The organism is Ruegeria sp. AL3 (assembly GCF_056536065.1).
In genome coordinates, this window is sequence record NZ_JBQFJG010000001.1 from 1,528,647 (window position 1) to 1,548,376 (window position 19,730).

Here is a 19,730-nt window from a genome sequence, read left to right on the forward strand (position 1 = left end):
GTGCCAAAAAATTTGGCTGGGTCCGGAGAAATCCGGGTCCAGCCGAACCTGTCTTAGAAAGGGCCTCAAGACGCGAGGCGTTTTCTAAGACACGGTTTTCGGATCGGGAGGCCGCCTTCGGGACGGTGGCCATGAATTGATCCGGACGTGTTGTCTCGATTGTGCAAGATGCCGGGGCCCGACGGTGTCTTTGCCCGCTGAGAACATCGAAAGGTGACATCTGACATGGCTCAAACGTTCCTTGGCCAGAAACGTCTTCGTAAATATTACGGCAAAATCCGCGAAGTGCTGGAAATGCCGAACCTCATTGAGGTCCAGAAATCTTCTTATGATCTTTTCCTGCGCTCCGGCGATGCAGAGCAGCCCACTGACGGCGAAGGCATCAAAGGCGTGTTCCAGTCGGTTTTCCCGATCAAGGATTTCAACGAAACCTCCGTTCTGGAATTCGTGAAATACGATCTGGAAAAACCCAAATACGACGTCGAAGAGTGCATGCAGCGCGACATGACCTACAGCGCACCGCTGAAGGTTACCTTGCGTCTGATCGTGTTCGATGTCGATGAGGACACCGGCGCAAAATCGGTAAAGGACATCAAGGAGCAGGATGTCTTCATGGGCGATATGCCTTTGATGACGCCGAACGGCACTTTTGTCGTGAACGGGACCGAGCGTGTGATCGTATCGCAGATGCACCGTTCGCCCGGCGTGTTCTTTGACCACGACAAGGGCAAGACGCATTCCTCGGGCAAGCTGCTGTTTGCCTGCCGCATCATCCCGTATCGCGGCAGCTGGCTGGACTTCGAGTTTGACGCCAAGGACATCGTGTTCGCCCGGATCGACCGTCGCCGCAAACTGCCTGTGACAACCCTGCTTTATGCATTGGGTCTGGATCAGGAAGCGATCATGGACGCGTATTACAACACCGTGTCCTACAAGCTGGACAAGAATAAGGGTTGGGTGACACCGTTCTTCCCCGAGCGCGTGCGCGGCACCCGCCCGACCTATGATCTGGTTGACGCCAAGTCCGGTGAAGTGATTGCCGAAGCGGGCAAGAAAGTTACCCCACGCGCGGTCAAGAAGCTGATCGACGAAGGCACCGTCACTGATCTGCTGGTTCCGTTTGATCACATCGTCGGCAAGTTTGTCGCCAAGGACATCATCAACGAAGAAACCGGCGCGATCTATGTCGAAGCCGGTGATGAGCTGACCCTGGAATACGACAAGGATGGCGACCTGATCGGCGGTACCGTCAAGGAACTGATCGACGCGGGTATCACCGACATCCCGGTACTGGACATCGACAACGTCAATGTCGGCCCCTACATGCGCAACACCATGGCTCAGGACAAGAACCTGAACCGTGAAAGCGCGCTGATGGACATCTACCGCGTCATGCGTCCGGGTGAGCCGCCCACCGTCGAGGCTGCGTCGGCTCTGTTCGACACGTTGTTCTTCGACAGCGAGCGGTATGATCTGTCCGCTGTTGGCCGCGTGAAGATGAATATGCGTCTGGCACTGGATGCGCCTGACACCCTGCGTACCCTGCGCCGCGAAGACATCGTGGCCTGTATCAAGGCGCTGGTGGAGCTGCGCGACGGCAAAGGCGATGTGGACGATATCGACCACCTCGGCAACCGTCGTGTGCGTTCGGTCGGCGAACTGATGGAAAACCAGTACCGCGTCGGCCTGCTGCGCATGGAGCGCGCAATCAAAGAGCGTATGTCGTCAGTCGAGATCGACACCGTCATGCCACAGGACCTGATCAACGCGAAACCGGCGGCGGCCGCGGTTCGTGAATTCTTCGGCAGCTCGCAGCTGTCGCAGTTCATGGACCAGACCAACCCGCTGTCCGAGGTTACCCACAAACGCCGTCTTTCGGCGCTTGGCCCCGGTGGTCTGACTCGTGAACGTGCGGGCTTTGAGGTGCGCGACGTTCACCCAACCCACTATGGCCGGATGTGCCCGATCGAAACGCCCGAAGGTCCGAACATCGGTCTGATCAACTCGCTGGCCACCTTCGCCCGCGTGAACAAGTATGGCTTCATCGAAACACCGTACCGTGTCGTCAAAGACGCCGAGGTGACCGATGAGGTTCACTACATGTCCGCGACCGAAGAAATGCGTCACACCGTGGCGCAGGCGAACGCGACGCTGGATGCGGATGGCAAGTTCATCAACGATCTGGTTTCGACCCGTCAGGCCGGTGACTACACTCTGGCCCCGCGCGAGAATGTGGATCTGATCGACGTGTCGCCGAAACAGCTGGTCTCAGTCGCTGCATCGCTGATCCCGTTCCTAGAAAATGACGACGCCAACCGCGCTCTGATGGGCTCGAACATGCAACGTCAGGCGGTTCCGCTGCTGCGCGCCGAAGCGCCGCTGGTCGGTACCGGGATCGAGGAAAAGGTTGCGATCGACTCGGGTGCTGCGATTCAGGCGAAACGCGCCGGTATCATCGACCAGGTCGATGCCCAGCGTATCGTTATCCGAGCCACCGAAGATCTTGAACTGGGTGACGCTGGCGTTGACATCTATCGTCTGCGCAAATTCCAGCGTTCGAACCAGAACACCTGCATCAACCAGCGTCCGCTGATCAAGGTGGGTGACACCGTCCAGAAGGGCGAAGTCATTGCCGATGGTCCGTCGACCGATATGGGTGAACTGGCGCTCGGTAAGAACGTGGTCGTCGCGTTCATGCCGTGGAACGGTTACAACTACGAAGACTCGATCCTGATCTCGGAACGTATCGCGCGTGACGACGTCTTCACCTCGGTCCATATCGAGGAGTTTGAAGTCGCCGCCCGTGACACCAAGCTGGGTCCGGAAGAGATCACCCGCGACATCCCGAACGTCGGTGAAGAAGCGCTGCGCAACCTCGACGAGGCGGGCATCGTTTACATCGGTGCGGATGTTGAGCCGGGCGATATTCTGGTTGGCAAGATCACTCCGAAGGGCGAAAGCCCGATGACCCCGGAAGAAAAGCTGCTGCGCGCCATCTTTGGCGAAAAAGCATCTGACGTGCGCGACACCTCGCTGCGCGTGAAGCCGGGCGATTACGGTACGGTCGTTGAGGTTCGTGTCTTCAACCGTCACGGCGTCGAGAAAGACGAGCGTGCGCTGCAGATCGAGCGTGAGGAAGTCGAACGTCTGGCCCGTGACCGGGACGACGAGCTGGCGATCCTGGACCGCAACATCTATGCGCGTCTGCAAGGCCTGATCCTGGGCAAAACCGCTGTCAAAGGCCCGAAAGGCGTCAAGGCAGGGTCGGTGATCACCGAGGACCTGCTGGAAACCCTGACCCGCGGTCAGTGGTGGCAGCTGGCGCTGGAAGGTGAGCAGGACGCACAGATCGTCGAAGCTCTGAACGAGCAGTACGAAGTGCAAAAGCGTGCTCTGGACGCCCGTTTCGAGGACAAAGTCGAGAAGGTCCGTCGTGGTGACGACCTGCCGCCGGGTGTGATGAAGATGGTCAAAGTCTTCATCGCCGTGAAGCGTAAGCTGCAGCCGGGCGACAAGATGGCCGGTCGTCACGGGAACAAAGGTGTGATCTCCAAGGTCGTTCCGATGGAAGACATGCCGTTCCTGGCCGATGGTACGCCGGTTGACTTCTGTCTGAACCCGCTGGGTGTGCCGTCGCGTATGAACGTTGGTCAGATCCTTGAAACCCACATGGGTTGGGCCGCACGCGGTCTGGGTCTGAACATCGATGAGGCGCTACAGGAATACCGCCGTTCGGGCGATCTGACGCCGGTACGTGACGCGATGAAACACGCCTATGGCGAGGATGTCTATGAAGAGGGCATCAGCGGCATGGACGAGGACCACCTGATCGAAGCGGCCAGCAACGTCACTCGCGGTGTTCCGATCGCAACCCCGGTCTTTGACGGCGCCAAAGAGGCTGACGTCAACGACGCGCTGGTGCGCGCGGGCTTCTCGGAAAGCGGTCAGTCGATCCTGTTCGACGGTCGTACCGGTGAGCAATTCGCGCGTCCGGTCACCGTGGGCATCAAGTACCTGCTGAAACTGCACCACCTTGTGGACGACAAAATCCACGCGCGTTCGACCGGGCCGTACAGCCTGGTCACCCAGCAGCCGCTGGGTGGTAAGGCGCAGTTCGGTGGTCAGCGCTTTGGTGAGATGGAGGTCTGGGCTCTGGAAGCTTACGGCGCCGCCTACACCCTGCAGGAGATGCTGACGGTGAAATCGGATGACGTCGCCGGCCGGACCAAGGTCTATGAGTCGATCGTCAAGGGCGAGGATAACTTTGAAGCGGGCGTACCGGAATCGTTCAACGTTCTGGTGAAAGAAGTCCGTGGCCTCGGCCTGAATATGGAACTCCTGGATGCGGAGGTTGAGGAGTGAGGGCGCTGCCCTTTCTCCCGTCCCCCCTTCCGCAAGATTTGAGGTAACAAATGAACCAGGAAATCACCAACAACCCGTTCAACCCGCTGACGCCGCCGAAAGTCTTTGACGAAATCAAAGTCTCATTGGCCAGCCCTGAACGGATTCTGTCTTGGTCCTATGGTGAGATCAAGAAACCCGAAACCATCAACTACCGGACGTTCAAGCCTGAACGTGACGGTCTGTTCTGCGCGCGTATCTTTGGCCCGATCAAAGATTACGAATGCCTGTGCGGCAAATATAAGCGGATGAAGTATCGCGGCGTTGTCTGCGAAAAGTGTGGCGTGGAAGTCACCCTGCAAAAAGTCCGCCGCGAGCGTATGGGCCATATCGAACTGGCCGCGCCCGTTGCACATATCTGGTTCCTGAAATCGCTGCCGTCCCGCATCGGTCTGATGCTGGACATGACGCTGCGCGATCTGGAACGTGTTCTGTACTTTGAAAACTATGTCGTCATCGAGCCCGGTCTGACCGACCTGTCTTATGGCCAGATGCTGACCGAAGAAGAGTACATGGACGCGCAGGATGCCTATGGCATGGACGCGTTCACCGCGAATATCGGTGCCGAAGCCATCCGTGAGATGCTGGCCCAGATCGATCTGGAAGCCGAAGCCGAGCAGCTGCGCGCTGATCTGGCCGAAGCAACCGGCGAGCTGAAGCCCAAGAAAATCATCAAGCGTCTGAAGGTTGTTGAATCCTTCCTCGAGTCGGGCAACCGGCCTGAGTGGATGGTGATGACCGTGATCCCGGTCATTCCGCCGGAACTGCGTCCGCTGGTTCCGCTGGATGGTGGCCGTTTCGCGACCTCGGATCTGAACGATCTGTATCGCCGCGTCATCAACCGGAACAACCGCCTGAAGCGTCTGATCGAGCTGCGCGCGCCTGACATCATCGTCCGCAACGAAAAGCGGATGTTGCAGGAATCCGTGGATGCTCTGTTCGACAACGGCCGTCGTGGCCGCGTGATCACCGGCGCCAACAAGCGTCCGTTGAAATCGCTGTCGGACATGCTGAAAGGCAAGCAGGGCCGCTTCCGTCAGAACCTTCTGGGTAAGCGCGTCGACTTCTCGGGCCGTTCGGTCATTGTGACCGGCCCCGAGCTGAAGCTGCACCAGTGTGGTCTGCCCAAGAAGATGGCGCTGGAACTGTTCAAGCCGTTCATCTACTCGCGCCTTGAAGCCAAGGGTCTGTCTTCGACTGTGAAACAGGCGAAGAAACTGGTCGAGAAAGAGCGTCCCGAAGTGTGGGATATCCTCGACGAGGTGATCCGCGAACACCCTGTCATGCTGAACCGTGCGCCGACGCTGCACCGTCTGGGCATTCAGGCGTTCGAGCCGGTCCTGATCGAAGGTAAAGCCATCCAGCTGCACCCGCTGGTCTGTTCGGCCTTCAACGCCGACTTCGACGGCGACCAGATGGCCGTTCACGTCCCGCTGAGCCTTGAGGCGCAGCTGGAAGCCCGTGTTCTGATGATGTCGACGAACAACGTTCTGTCGCCTGCAAACGGCGCGCCGATCATCGTTCCGTCGCAGGATATGATCCTGGGTCTGTACTATGTGACCCTGGAACGTGAAGGCATGCCGGGCGAAGGCAAGGTCTTTGGGTCGATCGACGAAGTTCAGCATGCGCTGGACGCGGGCGAGGTGCATCTGCACTCGAAAATCACTGCCCGGATCGCGCAGATCGACGAAGAAGGCAACGAAGTTCAGAAGCGTTATGAAACCACTCCGGGCCGTCTGCGTCTGGGTGCGTTGCTGCCGATGAACAACAAGGCACCGTTCGATCTGGTCAACCGTCTGTTGCGGAAAAAAGAAGTGCAGCAGGTGATCGACACCGTCTACCGTTACTGCGGTCAGAAAGAGTCGGTGATCTTCTGTGACCAGATCATGTCGATGGGCTTCAAGGAAGCGTTCAAGGCGGGCATCTCGTTCGGCAAGGATGACATGGTCATCCCGGACGACAAGTGGAGCATCGTCGACGAAACGCGCAGTCAGGTGAAAGACTTTGAACAGCAGTACATGGACGGCCTGATCACTCAGGGCGAAAAGTACAACAAGGTTGTCGATGCCTGGTCGAAGTGTAACGACCGCGTGACCGAGGCGATGATGAGCACGATCTCGGACGTTGCCAAGGCCGAAGACGGGTCGGACATGGAGCCGAACTCGGTCTACATGATGGCCCACTCGGGTGCGCGTGGCTCGGTCACTCAGATGAAACAGCTGGGCGGTATGCGCGGCCTGATGGCCAAGCCGAACGGTGACATCATCGAGACGCCGATCATCTCGAACTTCAAGGAAGGTCTGACCGTTCTCGAGTACTTCAACTCGACCCACGGTGCCCGTAAGGGTCTGTCGGATACCGCTCTGAAGACGGCAAACTCGGGTTACCTGACCCGTCGTCTGGTGGACGTGGCGCAGGACTGCATCGTTCGTGAGATCGACTGCGGCACCGAGCGTGCGATCACCGCCGAAGCAGCCGTGAACGACGGTGAGGTTGTCGCCTCGCTGGCCGAACGTGTGCTGGGCCGTGTGGCGGCTGACGATGTTCTGCGTCCGGGCACCGATGAGGTGATCGTCGCAGCCGGTCAGCTGATCGACGAACGTATGGCCGACACGATCGACGAAGCCGGCGTTCAGTCGATGCGCATCCGCTCGCCTCTGACCTGTGAGTCCGAGGAAGGCGTCTGTGCAACCTGCTATGGTCGTGACCTTGCACGCGGTACGATGGTGAACACAGGTGAAGCTGTCGGCATCATCGCGGCGCAGTCGATCGGTGAACCCGGTACACAGCTGACCATGCGGACCTTCCACATCGGTGGTGTTGCGCAGGGTGGTCAGCAGTCGTTCCAGGAAGCCAGCCAGGAAGGTATCGTTTCCTTCGAGAACCCGCAGATTCTGGTCAACGCAGCAGGCGAAAGCCTGGTCATGGGCCGGAACATGAAGTTGGTGATCAAGGACGAACACGGCGAAGAGCGTGCCAGCCACAAGCTGGGCTACGGCTCCAAGCTGTTCGTCAAGGACGGCACCAAGGTGGCCCGTGGTGACAAGCTGTTCGAGTGGGATCCCTACACCCTGCCGATCATCGCCGAGAAAGCCGGTACTGCAAAATATGTCGATCTGGTTTCGGGCCTCGCTGTCCGCGACGAGACCGACGAAGCAACTGGCATGACCCAGAAGATCGTGATCGACTGGCGCGCCGCCCCCAAGGGCAGCGACCTCAAGCCCGAGATCATTCTGGTTGGCGAAGATGGCGAGCCGGTCCGCAACGATGCGGGCAACCCGGTTCACTATCCGATGTCGGTGGATGCGATCCTGTCGGTCGAAGACGGCCAGAAGGTCGAAGCCGGTGACGTCGTCGCTCGTATCCCGCGCGAAGGTGCCAAGACCAAGGACATCACAGGTGGTCTGCCGCGTGTGGCCGAACTGTTCGAAGCCCGCCGTCCGAAAGATCACGCGATCATCGCCGAGGCCGATGGTTACGTGCGCTTTGGCCGCGACTACAAGAACAAGCGCCGCATCAGCATCGAACCGGCTGACGAGTCCATGGAGACCATCGAGTACATGGTGCCCAAGGGCAAGCACATCCCGGTGGCCGAAGGGGACTTCATCCAGAAGGGTGAATACCTGATGGACGGTAACCCGGCTCCGCATGACATCCTGTCCATCATGGGTGTCGAAGCGCTGGCGGATTACATGATCGACGAGGTGCAGGACGTGTATCGTCTGCAGGGCGTGAAGATCAACGACAAGCACATCGAGGTAATCGTGCGCCAGATGCTGCAGAAGTGGGAGATCCTGGATTCGGGCGACACCACCCTGCTGAAGGGCGAACATGTCGACAAGCAGGAGTTCGACGCGGCCAACGAGAAGACCATCGCTCGCGGTGGTCGCCCTGCTCAGGGTGAGCCGATCCTGCTGGGGATCACCAAGGCCTCGTTGCAGACGCGCTCGTTCATCTCGGCGGCGTCGTTCCAGGAGACCACCCGCGTGCTGACCGAAGCTTCGGTTCAGGGCAAGAAGGACAAGCTGGTCGGCCTGAAAGAGAACGTCATCGTCGGTCGTCTGATCCCCGCCGGTACCGGAGGGGCAACGCAGGCTGTCCGCCACATCGCGCAGTCGCGTGACAATGTGGTGATCGAAGCCCGCCGGGAAGAGGCCGAGGCCGCCGCCGCCCTGGCCGCACCGATCATGGATGATGATATGGTCGGGGATGAGCTGGACGTTCTGGTCGAAACACCGGAAAGCCGCGAATAAACCGCGTCATTCAAAACCAAAAAAAGGCCCTGCGATTTCGTGGGGCCTTTTTTGTTGCCGCTCCAGGTGCGCAATTGTGAACCTTCGTGACAGAGCACAGCCTTTGACCCGATTGCATCAGGCTTGTGGTTCTGCAATCGGTGGTTTAGCGATATTCTGTGTTTTCGGATTATATTGAGCTGAACAATGGACACCAAAGGCAACTCTTTCGAGGACCGTGTGGCACGGATCAAGAAGCGTTCAGAAGAAAGCACACGCAAGTCGCCTCTGCCTCGAACCGAGAGTATCTGGCAACGTCTGGGTTATCCCGCTGCGTTTCTGGGGGCTTTTATACTGGGTGTTATTGCGGTCTTCCTGTCCCGCCTGATTCAATATCAATCGGTTGGCATTCCGGTGCCCGGCAAGGTGGGAACGCAGGATTTCGTCAGCCTCGGCCTCGCAGGCGGGGCCTGCATCATGGTTATGCTGTTTTTGAAAGGTAAACTGCGAGAGTTCGCCGGGGCGCTCACGGTTGGTGCGTTGGTGACGACCTTTTCCTTTCATAATTTCGTGTGGAAATATCCTGTGTTTTTCGAACTTGTATACGGGGAAGACTGGGTTGAGTTTGTAAAAGACACGACAGAGCCTTCCAGCCTGAACCTGTTCGGGACCATCCTCCCATTCGGTTGATGATCTCTGTACCCCGTGGTGCGTTATTGACATCCAACCCGACTCGGCGGCCAATGCGGGGCGATCAATAGCCCCGGAGCCCGAAGCAGCATGACTCCAAACACCAAAGGCGCTTTGCTGATGATGGGCAGCATGGCTGCCTTTACCTTGAACGATACGCTGGTGAAGGTTGCCTTGCAGGATCTGCCATTGTTTCAGTTGGTGGCCATGCGCGGGTTCCTGGCTGTATTTCTGATCTATGTACTTGCCCGGTCACTGGGCACGTTGCATCTGAATTTTTCGCGCCATGACAAGTGGCTGGTTGCACTGCGCTGCCTTGCAGAGCTGGCGGCGACATTCTTTTTCCTGACGGCGCTGAAGAACATGCCGCTTGCCAATGTTACGGCCATTCTTCAGGCATTGCCGCTTACGGTAACATTGGGTGCTGCTTTGGTTTTTTCCGAACAGGTTGGTTGGCGACGCGCTTTGGCAATCGCCGTGGGGTTCGTCGGAATGCTGCTGATCGTAAGACCCGGGCCAGAGGGGTTCAGCGTGTATTCCATCTATGCGCTGGTTGCAGTGGTTTCGATTACAGTTCGGGACCTCATCACGCGACGCATGTCAGCCGACGTGCCGTCAATGCTGGTTACCCTTGCCACCTCGGTTTCCATAGCGGGGGCCGCGGCAATAGCCTCGGTTTTCGAAGGATGGGTTGTGGTTTCGGCAACGGCGGGTTCCCTGGTCGCGGCGGCGGCCGTGTTTGTGCTGCTTGGCTATTTGTTCAGCGTCATGGTCATGCGTCAGGGAGATGTCGGATTCGTTGCACCATTCAGATATTCCAGTCTGATCTGGGCGCTCGGGTTGGGTTGGGTCGTGTTTGACGAATGGCCTGACAGCCTGACGATGCTGGGTGCTGTCCTGATCGTGGGTGCCGGTCTGTTCACCTTGTTCCGGGCACGTGCGCGTCAGGGCTTGGCGTGACTCCGTCTGACCATGTCCGGATCAATGGCGAAACGGGTTTGAAACTCGAGCTCCTGCTGCCGGGTAAGAGGGTTGAGCGCGACATCCATGTTTCTGGTTCGCGGTGAGTCATTGAACCGGTTCAATCCTCTTACCCACATCGGACTGTCGGGTCGGGTCACAACGGGCATCGCGCGGTTGATCCTGTTATGGGCAAAATTCATGATCGACTTCCGCTGCCCGCCCCGCACGTACATTCCCAGACCGGCAGTGATCAACGGGCGATGCACGCGCGTGGCCTGTATCCCCTCGGAATTGGCGCGGGCCAGATAACCGCAGTTGAAGTCAACGGCGACCATCGCGTGCCTTTCGAACAAGCCGACACATTCCCTGACACAGCCCCGGAACCGCTCGACATAATCCACGGCAACTGCATCATCATCGTCGTGGCGAAACTGAAGGCAGGGTTGGTCGGGATCGGTCCGTGCCGAATTCAGGACATCCTGCATGACTTTTCTGTGACGCCCCGGAGGTTTCGCGACTATGCGCACCTGTTTCAGCCCACCGGTCAGATCGTTGAGGCGGTCAAATGCCAGCTTGGGAAGGCAGTGGCCGACCACGATCACCAACTGGAAATCTTCGTCGGACTGTTTTTTGAAACCGGGCAGGGCGACCGTCTCGAACAGGCGAAACCGTTCTTCCAACCTGTCGTGCTGGTACAGGAATTGCCGTCTATCTTCGACACTCTCGTGCGTTGTCTGAAAGCCGCCAATTGCGGGATAGGAAAACCGGCAAAGACCGATGACCTGCATTTTCTCAGCGCGCCGCATATCTGGCCTCGAACGCGTCAGGGTCGATCGAGAACCGTACCCGCAAGTCTTCAGCCTGTTCAGGCGTGAAAGGCGACAACTCGCTGGTATCTTTGCGCGCGTGGTCCGAGTCGTTGAAATCGTGCAGCATCCTAACCCACATGGGCGTGTCCGGATAGCTGACCACGGGCATGAACCGGGCGAGCCTGTTGTGCAACCGGTCAAATATCGTCCGCGTGCTTCCGGCTTGAACATGCATGCCCAGGCCAACGCCCAGCAGCGATCGATAGACCCGAGCTGCCCGAATTCCGTGGGCTTCGCGCCGGGCGATGTACCCTTGATTGAAATCTATACCGACGGACTCGCTCTGCAGCATCAGCCCTGTGTTTTCGACAACGGCAGCGCGGAGGCGTTCTATGAAATCAACGGAAACGGCGTCATCGTCATCATGCCGAAACTGTAGGCACGGCTGATGCGGGTCCGCGCGGGCGGTGTTCAGCACCTCTCGTACAATCTGCTTATGATCCCCTGGTTTTTTTGCAATGATACGGATCTGTTTGATCCCGGCGGTCAGGTCGCGCAGCCGGTCCGCATGGATCTGAGGCAGGCACGTCCCGGTCAAAACAAACAACTCGAACGTCTCATCGGTCTGGGTGCGAAAACCTGGCAGGGTGATCGCCTCGAAAAGACGAAAGCGTTCTTCCAGCCTGTCGGGGGCATACAGAAATTGCCGTTGCTCTTCGATCGTATCCCGGTTCAGCCGAAAACCGCCGGTTGCGGGATAGGAAAACCGGCAAAGGCCAATCACTTGCATCTGTAATCCATCAGCAGATATTCGACCCGACTATGCCCTTGCGGCGGTTCAGCCGCAACCGGGACAGCGGCGCGCAGGAATGGCAATCCTACAGGCTGCATTCAACGCGCGCGCCGGGGCGCCGGTATCGTGCTGTTGACACTTGGGCCGACTCCCCCTATACGCGCGTCATCTCGGTACCGGGGGCCGCCCCGTAGCCGATTCCAGTAATGAACTGGTCAAGGCCCGGACAATTTTGCAGTTCGCGCCCTCTGAGAACCAACCGCGACGTTCACCTCGGAATGGGAACGCTCGTGGGTTTTGCGCTTGTGGACGCATAAGTGCAGCGAATTTAGCCGCACGCAACGCGCGTGCATGTCATGTGTGTTGCAAAACGGGGAAAGAACCGGAATGCCAACTATTCAACAGCTGATCCGCAAGCCGCGGCAGCCCAAAGTCAAACGCTCGAAGTCCATGCACCTGGAGCAGTGCCCGCAAAAGCGCGGTGTCTGCACACGTGTCTATACCACAACGCCTAAAAAGCCGAACTCGGCGATGCGTAAGGTTGCCAAGGTGCGCCTGACCAACGGGTTCGAAGTCATCTCGTACATCCCTGGTGAAAGCCACAACCTGCAGGAACACTCGGTTGTTCTGATCCGTGGCGGCCGTGTAAAAGACCTTCCCGGTGTGCGTTACCACATCCTGCGCGGTGTTCTGGATACTCAGGGCGTCAAAGACCGTAAGCAACGTCGTTCGAAATACGGCGCGAAGCGTCCCAAGTAAGAAGGAGAGGCTGATATGTCACGTCGTCACGCCGCCGAAAAACGCGAAGTCCTGCCTGACGCCAAATTTGGCGACAAGGTACTGACCAAATTCATGAACAACCTGATGATCGACGGCAAGAAGTCGGTCGCAGAGCGCATCGTTTACAACGCGTTTGATCGCGTTGAGAGCAAGGTAAAGCGCGCTCCTGTCGAAGTGTTCCACGAAGCGCTCGACAACATCAAACCGTCGGTCGAGGTTCGCTCGCGCCGGGTTGGTGGTGCAACCTATCAGGTTCCGGTCGAAGTGCGCCCCGAGCGCCGCGAAGCACTGGCCATCCGCTGGCTGATCACCGCTGCGCGCGGCCGCAACGAAAACACCATGGAAGAACGCCTCGCCGGCGAACTGCTGGACGCCGTACAGTCCCGCGGTACTGCCGTTAAGAAGCGCGAAGACACCCACAAGATGGCCGAGGCGAACAAAGCCTTCAGCCATTACCGCTGGTAATTCTAGAGGCTTATCCAAATGGCACGCGAATATCCGCTCGAACTATACCGTAACTTCGGTATCATGGCGCACATCGACGCAGGTAAGACCACCTGCTCGGAGCGTATCCTGTATTACACTGGTAAATCCCACAACATCGGTGAGGTGCACGACGGTGCAGCCACCATGGACTGGATGGAGCAGGAGCAGGAACGCGGCATCACCATCACTTCGGCTGCGACCACCACGTTCTGGGAACGCACCGAGGACGGTAAAACCGCCGATACCCCCAAGCACCGCCTGAACATCATCGACACCCCCGGCCACGTTGACTTCACCATCGAAGTCGAACGCTCGCTGGCGGTTCTCGACGGTGCCGTCTGCGTTCTGGACGCAAACGCCGGTGTTGAGCCCCAGACCGAAACCGTGTGGCGTCAGGCTGACCGCTACAAGGTTCCGCGTATGGTTTTCGTTAACAAGATGGACAAGATCGGCGCAGACTTCTTCAACTGCGTTCGCATGATCGAAGACCGCACCGGCGCACGTGCTGTTCCGGTTGGTATCCCGATTGGCGCCGAATCTGAGCTGGAAGGTCTGATCGACCTGGTCACCATGGAAGAATGGCTGTGGCAGGGTGAAGACCTGGGCGCAAGCTGGATCAAAGCCCCCATCCGCGACAGCCTGAAAGACATGGCTGAAGAATGGCGCGGTAAGATGATCGAAGCGGCCGTCGAAATGGACGACGACGCGATGATGGAATACCTGGAAGGCAATGAGCCCGACGTTCCGACCCTGCGTAAACTGCTGCGCAAGGGCACACTGGAAATCGCGTTCGTTCCGGTACTGGGTGGTTCTGCGTTCAAGAACAAAGGCGTTCAGCCGCTGCTCAACGCTGTGATCGACTATCTGCCCAGCCCGCTGGACGTTGTCGATTACATGGGCTTCAAACCCGGTGACGAGGAAGAAGTTCGTGACATCGCCCGTCGTGCTGACGACAACATGGCGTTCTCGGGCCTGGCGTTCAAAATCATGAACGATCCCTTCGTCGGTTCGCTGACTTTCACCCGGATTTATTCGGGCGTGCTGAACAAGGGTGACTCGATCCTGAACTCGACCAAAGGCAAGAAAGAGCGCATCGGTCGTATGATGATGATGCACTCGAACAACCGGGAAGAGATCGAAGAAGCGTTTGCAGGCGACATCATCGCGCTGGCGGGTCTGAAAGACACCACCACCGGTGACACCCTGTGTGACGCGAAGGATCCGGTGGTTCTGGAAACCATGACTTTCCCCGATCCGGTGATCGAGATCGCGGTCGAGCCCAAAACCAAGGGCGACCAGGAGAAAATGTCTCAGGGTCTGGCCCGTCTGGCCGCCGAAGACCCGTCCTTCCGTGTGGAAACCGATCTGGAATCGGGTCAGACCATCATGAAGGGCATGGGCGAACTTCACCTGGACATCCTGGTGGACCGTCTCAAGCGCGAGTTCAAGGTTGAAGCGAACATCGGTGCACCGCAGGTGGCCTATCGTGAAACCATCTCGATGCCGGTCGAGCACACCTACACCCACAAGAAACAGTCGGGTGGTTCGGGTCAGTTCGCGGAAGTCAAGCTGGAGATCCAGCCCACCGAGGCGGGCGAAGGTTATTCGTTCGAAAGCCGCATCGTTGGTGGTGCCGTTCCGAAGGAATACATCCCCGGTGTTGAAAAAGGCATCAATTCGGTCATGGACAGCGGCCCTCTGGCTGGCTTCCCCGTGATCGATTTCAAGGTTGCCCTGCTGGACGGTAAGTTCCACGACGTTGACTCGAGCGTTCTGGCGTTCGAAATCGCGGCCCGTATGTGTATGCGTGAAGGCATGCGCAAAGCTGGCGCGAAGCTGCTGGAACCGATCATGAAGGTCGAAGTGATCACTCCGGAAGAATACACCGGCGGTATCATCGGCGACCTGACCTCGCGTCGTGGCCAGGTGTCTGGTCAGGAACCGCGCGGCAACGCAATCGCGATCGACGCGTTCGTTCCGCTGGCAAACATGTTCGGCTACATCAACACTCTGCGTTCGATGTCGTCGGGCCGTGCCCAGTTCACCATGCAGTTCGACCACTACGATCCGGTTCCGCAGAACATCTCGGACGAGATCCAGGCGAAATACGCATAAGCGAAGATTTGAGGGAGCGTGGGTATCACGCTCCCTTCATTACCGAAAAAGGAGGCCATCATGGCAAAGGAAAAGTTTGAGCGTACAAAACCGCACGTCAACATCGGCACGATTGGCCACGTTGACCACGGCAAGACCACGCTGACCGCAGCAATCACCAAGTATTTCGGTGACTTCAAAGCGTATGACCAGATCGACGGTGCGCCGGAAGAGAAAGCGCGCGGCATCACCATCTCGACCGCCCACGTGGAATACGAGACAGACAACCGCCACTATGCGCACGTCGACTGCCCCGGCCACGCCGACTACGTCAAGAACATGATCACCGGTGCGGCGCAGATGGACGGCGCGATCCTGGTTGTGAACGCCGCTGACGGCCCGATGCCGCAGACCCGCGAGCACATCCTGCTGGGCCGCCAGGTTGGCATCCCGAAGATGGTCGTGTTCATGAACAAAGTTGACCAGGTCGACGACGAAGAGCTGCTGGAACTGGTTGAGATGGAAGTTCGCGAACTGCTGTCCAGCTACGAATACCCTGGCGACGATATTCCGATCATTGCAGGTTCGGCTCTGGCCGCGATGGAAGGCAACAACCCGGAAATCGGCGAAGCGAAGATCCGCGAACTGATGGCGGCTGTTGATGACTACATCGACACCCCTGAGCGTGAAGTCGACAAGCCGTTCCTGATGCCGGTTGAAGACGTGTTCTCGATCTCGGGCCGTGGTACCGTTGTGACCGGCCGTGTCGAGCGTGGCGTGATCAATGTTGGCGACGAGATCGAAATCGTCGGCATCCGTGACACTCAGAAAACCACCTGTACCGGTGTTGAAATGTTCCGCAAGCTGCTGGATCGCGGTGAAGCGGGCGACAACATCGGCGCCCTGCTGCGCGGTATCGACCGTGACGGCGTTGAGCGTGGCCAGGTTCTGTGTAAGCCGGGTTCGGTTACTCCGCACACCAAGTTCGAAGCCGAAGCCTATATCCTGACCAAGGAAGAAGGCGGTCGTCACACTCCGTTCTTCGCGAACTACCGTCCGCAGTTCTACTTCCGTACAACTGACGTGACCGGCACCGTGACCCTGGCGGCCGGCACCGAGATGGTTATGCCTGGCGACAACGTCGGCTTCACCGTCGAGCTGATCGCTCCGATCGCGATGGAAGACGGCCTGCGCTTCGCCATCCGCGAAGGCGGCCGCACCGTCGGCGCCGGCGTCGTGTCGAAAATCATCGAGTAAGTCGGCTTTGCCGACTGGTGGGCGGCAGTTGCTCTGAAAGAGCAATGAGAGCCCACACCGTCGAACCAAAGAAGGCCGCTCCACACCGGGGCGGCCTTTTCGATTGAAGCACAATCAATCTACTCGAAGGTGCGCCGGAGCGATTAACTTGCACTTTATAGTTTGTTCGCTATATTCGAACTAAAGGTTCCTCCCCAATGATAAGAACCCAAGGGGTTCTCCGTTTGGTAGTTGGGGGGGTCAAATTTTCTAATAGTAATGGCGCATTCCGGTTCGAAAAATATCGAATTCGCTCTGAATCAAGTGGCGGATTGCGTCATATGCAGCAGTATCTCCGTGTTCCCACTTTCTATAAATCGCCCAATTTAGATAATCTGCGACTTGTAGGCCGTAGTGCGCCTTTGAAGCGTGGTGCATGACTCGATAGGGCGTGTCGGAAGGAAGCATTTCCTTGAGAATTGTTTTTAAACCTTTTTCTATGGCTCTGCGCTTGCGTGCGACAGGAATAGAGTCGGTAATAACTACTACTTCACCGATTCCTTCTCGCGTGCTTTCAACAACGTACCTCAGCAGATAGCCAAGCATGCGAGGATAGAACTTTTCTGGGGCTTGCAGCGCGGGTCCAGTCTTGGACTTTTCCACCAGAACGGTATCGACTGAATTTTCGGTCAGTCCTTCGGCCAACATTTCAAAAACACGACGCCTCACGTGAGCATTGTCGTCAGCACAATGAAAATGCTGAAGCTCTATACGAGGTTGGATCCTGTGTTCGATTAAGTCGTACTTGTATGTATCCAAACTTGTATGTAGCCGGAACGGTCTTCTCATACTGACTGAAGTGATGCTGAAGAACTTCGTTCCATTCTTAGAAAAATCGAAATTTCCACCCTCATCGAGAAAAACGTACAGCGTTGAGAGATCTTCCAATGACTGCTCCTAAAAGTGTTTTTTCTTCTTGTGACGTATCTCAGGGGTTGTGTCGAGAAGAGAACACTCCGTTTCCAATTAAAGAAATTGGGGGTTTAGGCTGAAACTATGTTGACCAAGTCTAAGCACGCCAACAAACCCCTTGCCAAACCCCCTCAACCCCACTAATACGCGCGGGTTCTCAATAAGAACATCAAGGCGGGGTGATTCCCGCCTTTTGGGTTCGATGAGGGTTGGCGATGCGCGTCTGTCCTCCTCTCAACTCCAACGCCTGAATAAAAGGCTGTTAATATGCAAAGCCAAAACATCCGTATTCGGCTGAAGGCATTTGACTATCGCGTTCTGGATGCCAGCACGCAAGAGATCGTCAACACTGCCAAGCGGACCGGCGCGAACGTGCGCGGACCGATCCCGCTGCCGAACAAGATCGAGAAGTTCACGGTTCTCCGTGGCCCTCACGTTGACAAGAAATCCCGCGACCAGTTCGAGATCCGCACGCACAAGCGTCTTCTCGACATCGTTGATCCGACCCCCCAGACCGTTGACGCGCTGATGAAGCTCGACCTCGCTGCTGGTGTGGACGTCGAGATCAAGTTGCAGTCGTAATCGGAGGGTATGAGAATGCGCTCTGGTATTATCGCAAAAAAAGTTGGCATGACCCGCCTGTTCATGGAAGACGGCAAGCAGATCCCTGTGACCGTTCTTCACCTGGACAACCTGCAGGTCGTTGCACAGCGGACCGCTGACAAAGATGGCTACACTGCCGTTCAGCTGGGCGCCGGTGCTGCCAAGGCAAAACGCACCTCGAAAGCCATGCGCGGTCACTATGCCGCTGCCAAGGTCGAGCCCAAGCGTAAGCTGGCCGAGTTCCGCGTCTCCGAAGATGGCCTGATCGAAGTGGGTGCCGAGATTTCGGCAGAACACTTCCTGGAAGGTCAGAAAGTTGACGTTTCGGGTACTTCGATCGGTAAAGGCTTTGCCGGTGCGATGAAGCGCCACAACTTCGGTGGTCTGCGCGCCTCGCACGGTGTTTCGATCAGCCACCGTTCGCACGGTTCGACCGGTCAGTGTCAGGACCCGGGCAAGGTGTTCAAAGGCAAGAAGATGGCCGGTCACATGGGTGCTGCCCGTGTAACGACCCAGAACCTGGAAGTCGTCAAAACCGACGCCGAGCGTGGTCTGGTCTTCATCAAAGGCGCCGTTCCCGGACCGAAATCGGGCTGGGTCACCGTCAAGGACGCCGTGAAGAAGAAAGCACCGGAGGGCCTGCCTTTCCCGGCTGCTGTGAAATCGGCTGCATCTGATGCACCTGCGGAAGAAGCTCCCGCGGAAGGTGGTGAAGCATGAAACTTGATGTAATCAAACTGGACGGCGGCAAAGCCGGCGACATCGAGCTGAACGCCGATCTGTTCGGTCTCGAGCCGCGTGCGGACATCCTGCACCGTGTGGTCCGTTGGCAGCGCAACAACGCGCAGGCCGGCACCCACAAGGTCAAGACCCGCTCGGAAACCAGCTACTCGACCAAGAAGATCTATCGCCAGAAGGGCACCGGTGGCGCACGCCATGGTGACCGCAACGCGCCGATCTTCCGCAAGGGTGGTATCTACAAGGGCCCGACCCCTCGTTCGCACGGCCACGACCTGCCGAAGAAGTTCCGCAAGCTTGGCCTGCGCCACGCTCTGTCGGCCAAAGCCAAAGCAGGTGAACTGGTTGTGATCGAGAACGCCGAAGCCGAAGGCAAGACCGCCGCACTGGCCAAACAGGTTGCAAACCTGGGCTGGAAACGCGCTCTGGTCATCGACGGCGCGACCGTGAACGAAGGTTTCCTGAAGGCGTCGCGCAACATCGAAGGTCTGGATATCCTGCCGTCGATGGGTGCAAACGTTTATGACATCCTCAAGCGTGACACCCTGGTGCTCACCAAAGCGGCTGTCGAAGCACTGGAGGCTCGTCTGAAATGAGCGCGAAGGCAGAACACTACGACGTGATCCGCAAGCCGATTATCACCGAAAAGTCGACCATGGCGTCCGAAAACGGCGCGGTTGTCTTTGAAGTGGCGATCGACAGCAACAAGCCGCAGATCAAAGAGGCCGTTGAGGCGCTGTTTGGTGTGAAGGTCAAAGCGGTGAACACCACCGTGACCAAAGGCAAGGTCAAGCGGTTCCGCGGCCAGTTGGGCAAGCGGAAAGACGTCAAGAAGGCCTATGTGACCCTGGAAGAGGGTAACACCATCGACGTGACCACCGGTCTCTGATCGGACCCGTCTTTGAAGAGAGATAAAGGCCCCCGCGTAAGCGG

The 19,730-nt window shown here is 57.8% G+C and carries 15 protein-coding genes; 12 read left to right on the forward strand and 3 right to left on the reverse strand.

Going from position 1 to position 19,730, the window contains the following annotated elements; all coding sequences use genetic code 11:
• The first annotated feature begins 225 nt into the window (after positions 1 to 225).
• From rpoB to ACR3E6_RS07705, 4 genes are all read left to right on the forward strand, one after another.
• Positions 226 to 4,362: a DNA-directed RNA polymerase subunit beta gene (gene rpoB, locus ACR3E6_RS07690; protein ID WP_480486572.1), complete on the forward strand. Its 4,137-nt coding sequence runs from the start codon at positions 226 to 228 to the stop codon at positions 4,360 to 4,362.
• Between the two features lie 50 nt (positions 4,363 to 4,412).
• On the forward strand, positions 4,413 to 8,654 hold the full coding sequence (gene rpoC, locus ACR3E6_RS07695; RefSeq protein WP_480486574.1) for a DNA-directed RNA polymerase subunit beta': 4,242 nt from the start codon (positions 4,413 to 4,415) through the stop codon (positions 8,652 to 8,654).
• A 219-nt stretch (positions 8,655 to 8,873) separates the two neighbouring features.
• Positions 8,874 to 9,323, forward strand: a complete 450-nt coding sequence (locus ACR3E6_RS07700) for a hypothetical protein (protein ID WP_171725117.1) — start codon at positions 8,874 to 8,876, stop codon at positions 9,321 to 9,323.
• Between the two features lie 90 nt (positions 9,324 to 9,413).
• Complete coding sequence (locus ACR3E6_RS07705; protein ID WP_171725118.1) at positions 9,414 to 10,283, forward strand: DMT family transporter; 870 nt, start codon at positions 9,414 to 9,416, stop codon at positions 10,281 to 10,283.
• On the opposite strand, the gene ACR3E6_RS07710 is transcribed toward ACR3E6_RS07705, so the two are convergent.
• Positions 10,268 to 11,074 (reverse strand): glycosyltransferase, encoded by an 807-nt coding sequence (locus ACR3E6_RS07710; protein ID WP_480488108.1) that lies wholly within the window; start codon positions 11,072 to 11,074, stop codon positions 10,268 to 10,270. The genes ACR3E6_RS07705 and ACR3E6_RS07710 overlap by 16 nt on opposite strands.
• Before the next feature lie 4 nt (positions 11,075 to 11,078).
• Entirely contained in the window at positions 11,079 to 11,885 is an 807-nt protein-coding gene (locus ACR3E6_RS07715; protein WP_480486577.1) for a putative rhamnosyl transferase, read from the reverse strand.
• 390 nt (positions 11,886 to 12,275) lie between these two features.
• Here ACR3E6_RS07715 and rpsL point away from each other — a divergent pair, with 390 nt between their 5' ends.
• From rpsL to tuf, 4 genes are read left to right on the forward strand one after another with little or no spacing between them, the layout of a single operon-like run.
• Complete coding sequence (gene rpsL, locus ACR3E6_RS07720; protein ID WP_005621086.1) at positions 12,276 to 12,647, forward strand: 30S ribosomal protein S12; 372 nt, start codon at positions 12,276 to 12,278, stop codon at positions 12,645 to 12,647.
• A 15-nt stretch (positions 12,648 to 12,662) separates the two neighbouring features.
• Positions 12,663 to 13,133: a 30S ribosomal protein S7 gene (gene rpsG, locus ACR3E6_RS07725; RefSeq protein WP_480486579.1), complete on the forward strand. Its 471-nt coding sequence runs from the start codon at positions 12,663 to 12,665 to the stop codon at positions 13,131 to 13,133.
• Between the two features lie 18 nt (positions 13,134 to 13,151).
• Entirely contained in the window at positions 13,152 to 15,269 is a 2,118-nt protein-coding gene (gene fusA, locus ACR3E6_RS07730) for an elongation factor G (protein ID WP_170347258.1), read from the forward strand.
• A 60-nt stretch (positions 15,270 to 15,329) separates the two neighbouring features.
• Positions 15,330 to 16,505, forward strand: coding sequence for an elongation factor Tu (gene tuf / locus ACR3E6_RS07735; RefSeq protein WP_171725214.1), 1,176 nt, complete (start codon positions 15,330 to 15,332; stop codon positions 16,503 to 16,505).
• Positions 16,506 to 16,754: 249 nt separating this feature from the next.
• Here tuf and ACR3E6_RS07740 read toward each other — a convergent pair whose 3' ends face one another.
• Positions 16,755 to 17,432 (reverse strand): DUF3800 domain-containing protein, encoded by a 678-nt coding sequence (locus ACR3E6_RS07740; RefSeq protein ID WP_480486582.1) that lies wholly within the window; start codon positions 17,430 to 17,432, stop codon positions 16,755 to 16,757.
• A 291-nt stretch (positions 17,433 to 17,723) separates the two neighbouring features.
• On the opposite strand from ACR3E6_RS07740, the gene rpsJ reads away from it, so the two are divergent.
• The 4 genes from rpsJ to ACR3E6_RS07760 are packed head-to-tail and all read left to right on the forward strand — an operon-like array spanning position 17,724 to position 19,686.
• Positions 17,724 to 18,038 carry a 30S ribosomal protein S10 gene (gene rpsJ / locus ACR3E6_RS07745; RefSeq protein ID WP_008756422.1) on the forward strand — a complete coding sequence of 105 codons (315 nt, stop codon included), beginning with the start codon at positions 17,724 to 17,726 and terminating at the stop codon, positions 18,036 to 18,038.
• Positions 18,039 to 18,053: 15 nt separating this feature from the next.
• Positions 18,054 to 18,779 carry a 50S ribosomal protein L3 gene (rplC, locus tag ACR3E6_RS07750; RefSeq protein ID WP_152459170.1) on the forward strand — a complete coding sequence of 242 codons (726 nt, stop codon included), beginning with the start codon at positions 18,054 to 18,056 and terminating at the stop codon, positions 18,777 to 18,779.
• A complete protein-coding gene (gene rplD / locus ACR3E6_RS07755; RefSeq protein ID WP_155148664.1) occupies positions 18,776 to 19,393 on the forward strand; it encodes a 50S ribosomal protein L4 in 618 nt (205 codons plus the stop codon). The genes rplC and rplD overlap by 4 nt, the downstream gene beginning before the upstream one ends.
• Positions 19,390 to 19,686, forward strand: a complete 297-nt coding sequence (locus ACR3E6_RS07760) for a 50S ribosomal protein L23 (protein ID WP_068348029.1) — start codon at positions 19,390 to 19,392, stop codon at positions 19,684 to 19,686. The genes rplD and ACR3E6_RS07760 overlap by 4 nt, the downstream gene beginning before the upstream one ends.
• Positions 19,687 to 19,730 lie beyond the last annotated feature (44 nt).

Excerpts from the sequence above, each read along its gene's own strand:
- rpsJ (WP_008756422.1), top strand. The coding sequence starts at position 17,724 with ATGCAAAGCCAAAACATCCGTATTCGGCTGAAGGCATTTGACTATCGC.
- rplC (WP_152459170.1), top strand. The coding sequence starts at position 18,054 with ATGCGCTCTGGTATTATCGCAAAAAAAGTTGGCATGACCCGCCTGTTC.
- tuf (WP_171725214.1), top strand. The coding sequence starts at position 15,330 with ATGGCAAAGGAAAAGTTTGAGCGTACAAAACCGCACGTCAACATCGGC.
- fusA (WP_170347258.1), top strand. The coding sequence starts at position 13,152 with ATGGCACGCGAATATCCGCTCGAACTATACCGTAACTTCGGTATCATG.
- rpoB (WP_480486572.1), top strand. The coding sequence starts at position 226 with ATGGCTCAAACGTTCCTTGGCCAGAAACGTCTTCGTAAATATTACGGC.
- rpoC (WP_480486574.1), top strand. The coding sequence starts at position 4,413 with ATGAACCAGGAAATCACCAACAACCCGTTCAACCCGCTGACGCCGCCG.
- rpsG (WP_480486579.1), top strand. The coding sequence starts at position 12,663 with ATGTCACGTCGTCACGCCGCCGAAAAACGCGAAGTCCTGCCTGACGCC.
- ACR3E6_RS07710 (WP_480488108.1), bottom strand. The coding sequence starts at position 11,074 with ATGCAGGTCATCGGTCTTTGCCGGTTTTCCTATCCCGCAATTGGCGGC.
- ACR3E6_RS07705 (WP_171725118.1), top strand. The coding sequence starts at position 9,414 with ATGACTCCAAACACCAAAGGCGCTTTGCTGATGATGGGCAGCATGGCT.
- rpsL (WP_005621086.1), top strand. The coding sequence starts at position 12,276 with ATGCCAACTATTCAACAGCTGATCCGCAAGCCGCGGCAGCCCAAAGTC.
- ACR3E6_RS07715 (WP_480486577.1), bottom strand. The coding sequence starts at position 11,885 with ATGCAAGTGATTGGCCTTTGCCGGTTTTCCTATCCCGCAACCGGCGGT.
- rplD (WP_155148664.1), top strand. The coding sequence starts at position 18,776 with ATGAAACTTGATGTAATCAAACTGGACGGCGGCAAAGCCGGCGACATC.
- ACR3E6_RS07760 (WP_068348029.1), top strand. The coding sequence starts at position 19,390 with ATGAGCGCGAAGGCAGAACACTACGACGTGATCCGCAAGCCGATTATC.